This window comes from Chamaesiphon sp. (genome assembly GCF_041737865.1).
Classification (GTDB): Bacteria; Cyanobacteriota; Cyanobacteriia; order Cyanobacteriales; family Chamaesiphonaceae; genus Chamaesiphon.
In genome coordinates this window covers 1-3,529 of record NZ_JBGSQZ010000269.1, presented here as the reverse complement: position 1 = coordinate 3,529, position 3,529 = coordinate 1, and the positions used below count along the sequence as shown (strand labels likewise).

The following is a 3,529-nucleotide window of genomic DNA, read 5'->3' as shown; positions in this document are numbered from 1 at the left end:
AATCAACACTAAAAATAAAGCTATGATGCTTTTTCTGACGATCGTTTTATTGGGTGCAATAGTCTTAGCTATCTTATGCCTAATTCCTGGTTTTACTTTGGCTATTAAAGATACGCAAGGGCATGATGTTTCTGGGAGCATTGCCTCACTCGAAAAAGTTAACTTAGGAGGACAAGAACAATGGATTCTGATTCGTGGCATAGATACCACAAAGCCTATCATTCTCTTTCTTCTTGGTGGCCCTGGCACTTCAAATATGTGTCTTTTAAGAAAATATACGGATGAATTAGAGAAACACTTTATAGTCGTGACTTGGGATCAGCGAGGGGCAGGCAAATCTTATCAAGCTATTAATCCTCATTCTTCCATGAAGATCGATCGGTTTGTCTTAGATACTGGCGAATTAACCCAATGGCTATGTCATCGATTTAATCAAAAGAAAATATTTCTAGTTGGTCACTCATGGGGAAGTCTAATTGGGATACTTAGTATCCAAAAATACCCAGATTTATATCATGCTTATATCGGAATTGGTCAGATTGTAAATATGCAGGAGAACGAACAAATTTCTTATGATTGGACATTAGCACAAGCGACAAAAGTGGAAGATGAACAAACGATTCGGACTCTTACTGAAATAGGAAACCCGCCTTATACTGGCGATGGGCAGAAAAAACTAATGACCCAACGACGCTTATTAGGAAAGTATGGTGGAGAGTTATACGGCAGCTCAAACGGTGCTTTCCCGCTTATTTTTAGTAGTCTAAAACATAAAATAATTTGGATTGAAAACTCGTACAAACAATTAATTCAAGTAGGAAGTCTAATATGAAAATTGCAATTATTGGAGCATCGCGGGGCATCGGTGCCGAGCTGTCAAAAGCTGCCATTGAAGAAGGTCACGAAGTCACTGTTTTAGTGCGAGATCCCGCCAAGTTGAATATCAGCACCCCTGGATTGAAAGTCATCACAGGCGATATTCTTGACCCATCCTCTGTAGCTGCGGCAATTGCTGGACAGGAGGCAATTTGCGTTTGCATCGGCATTCCACCGACCAGAAAACCTGTCGATGTCTTCTCGCGAGGAATTCAAAATATTCTTGCAGCAATCGGAACGGAATCAAACCAAAAACTAATCCTAATTACTGGCATTGGTGCTGGTGATAGTAAGGGTCATGGTGGCTTTTTTTACGATCGCATTCTCAATCCGCTGTTGCTGGGAACCAGTTATGCAGACAAGGATCGCGCGGAATCGATCCTCAAGGCTAGTAATGTGGAATGGCTGATCGTTCGTCCAGGATTTTTGACTAATGGCCCCCGAACTGGAAAATATCGGGTTATCGAAAACTTGTCTGGTGTTACGGCGGGGAAAATCTCGCGCACCGATGTTGCTGACTTCATATTGAAGCAGTTGGCATCGCCAACCTGCTTTGGCAAAACACCACTAGTAACATACTAGTTAGCTCGACATTCTAACCTGGCGATCGATTTTCCAAGTTATAAAAACATCTAAAAAATCTTCAAGATGAAGCGTAAATGCAGTGACACTATTATCATTATTGGGGCGGGAATTGCTGGGTTAGCGGCAGGTTGCTATGCTCAGATGAATGGGTATCAAACTCAGATCTTTGAGATGCAAGATCGACCAGGTGGACTGTGTACGGCATGGCACCGACAGGGATTTGTGTTTGATGGTTGCATTCACTATTTGTTCGGCTCCGCACGAGGACAGCCTTTTTACCAACTTTGGGAAGAACTTGGCGTTGTACCGCAGCAACAATTTGTCCATCACGATGAATTGCTGCGGGTGAGTGAACCTAATGGGAAAACTTTAATTGTCTACAGTAATCCCGATCGATTGGAGCAGCATTTAAAAGAACTATCACCGATTCTCCACGGGAGAGGCTACGCCAACGATCGGCGGTTAATTAGCGATTTCTGTGCGGGGATTCGCACTTTTACTCGCTTCGATCTGTCACTCCTTCAGCAGCAACCCAAAGCATCAATGCAACTGGGAGACTGGGGAAAGTTAGCGCGAAAAATGTTGCCATTTATCTGCCCACTATCACGATGGGGAAACCTTTCAGCAGCGGAGTTTGCCAAGAGGTTTCAAGATCCCTTTCTCCGCCGCGCCATTCCCCAGATGTTTGGCTGGGAAGATATTCCTGTGATGGTGGGGATGTCTTTACTAGCTTATATGCACACCAAAAATGCTGGCTTTCCGCTAGGTGGATCGCTCCAATTTGCTGAGAAAATCGCAGATCGATATCTAGAATTAGGCGGTGCAATTCACTATGAATCGCAAGTAGAAAAGATTTTAATCGAGAAATATCAAGCGATTGGGGTGCGGTTATATAACAATGAAGAATACTATGCGGATCGAGTAATTTCGGCCTGTGATGGGCACAATACACTTTTCGATTTACTAGATCGGCAATATGTCCCCCGCGAAATCCAACGTTATTACGATGGACATTTACCGATTCATTCCCAACTACAGGTATCACTGGGCGTAAATCGCGATCTATCTGCCGAACCACATTGGACTACTCATTTGCTCGATGAACCTGTCGTAATTGCGGGAGAAAAGCGGTATGAGATTGGGGTCAAACACTATTGCTTCGACCCTTCTTTAGCACCACAGGGAAAATCAGTGCTGATGGTGGTATTGACGACTAATTATGACTATTGGCAACGCATTTATGGTCGTTCAATTTACGATGCAGAGGAAATCCAAGAATCACAAATTCTTATCGATCTTTTAGAGCGATTATATCCTGACATTAAGAATGATATTGAGTTTGTAGATGTGGCTACACCGCTCACCTACGAGCGTTATACGGGCAACTGGCAAGGATCGAGTTGTGGTTGGCTTCTGACCAAACAAACCCTGCTGTTATCGATTAAAGGTTTACCCAAAACGTTACCTAAACTGCGAAATTTTTATGCGATCGGGCAATGGGTGGAACCAGGTGGAAGTGTACCAGTGGTTGCCATGTCAGGACGCAATATTATTCAGCAAATCTGTCGGGGAGATAAACGAATTTTTAGGGCAACAACACCCGTTTTTACTTAAAGATGATAAGGCAGAAAATGATGTCCCACTCAACTTTCACACTTCAGCATCGCACGATCGGTAGAGTCGCAGCTTGGGCTGTATTCTGCCTGGGTACGGTGTACGCTGTCACCACAATTCTCGGATTTCGCTCCCTCAAATCGCCTGATGATGCGATCGGCGATCCATTCTTTTCGATGATGGAATTGCTCATCATCTTCATCGCACCATTGATGGTCGTTAGTATGGTTGTCGTTCATGCCTACGCGCCGCCTGATGCCAAGGTATACAGTCTGACAGCACTGATTTTTACAATCCTGATGGCAGGTATCACCTCCAGTGTCCACTTCGCGATTCTGACGGTGAGCCGACAGCTTGAAGCGAATAGCGTTTCTTGGCTGCTCTCATTCAAATGGCCATCGGTGGCATATACGTTAGACATCCTCGCGTGGGACTGGTTCTTTGCCCTCTCTAT

Annotated in this window: 3 protein-coding genes and 1 pseudogene; all 4 read left to right on the top strand. The window is 44.2% G+C overall.

Going from position 1 to position 3,529, the window contains the following annotated elements; all coding sequences use genetic code 11:
• Window positions 1–832 (top strand): alpha/beta fold hydrolase (locus ACEW9J_RS20705; protein ID WP_373546983.1); only part of this gene is annotated, 832 nt, incomplete at its 5' end.
• Window positions 829–1,458 carry an NAD(P)-dependent oxidoreductase gene (locus tag ACEW9J_RS20700; protein ID WP_373546982.1) on the top strand — a complete coding sequence of 210 codons (630 nt, stop codon included), beginning with the start codon at window positions 829–831 and terminating at the stop codon, window positions 1,456–1,458. The genes ACEW9J_RS20705 and ACEW9J_RS20700, both read left to right, overlap by 4 nt.
• A 66-nt stretch (window positions 1,459–1,524) precedes the next feature.
• Window positions 1,525–3,075, top strand: coding sequence for a phytoene desaturase family protein (locus ACEW9J_RS20695; RefSeq protein ID WP_373546981.1), 1,551 nt, complete (start codon window positions 1,525–1,527; stop codon window positions 3,073–3,075).
• Window positions 3,076–3,092: 17 nt separating this feature from the next.
• Window positions 3,093–3,529: pseudogene (locus ACEW9J_RS20690) on the top strand (hypothetical protein); the annotation flags it as partial.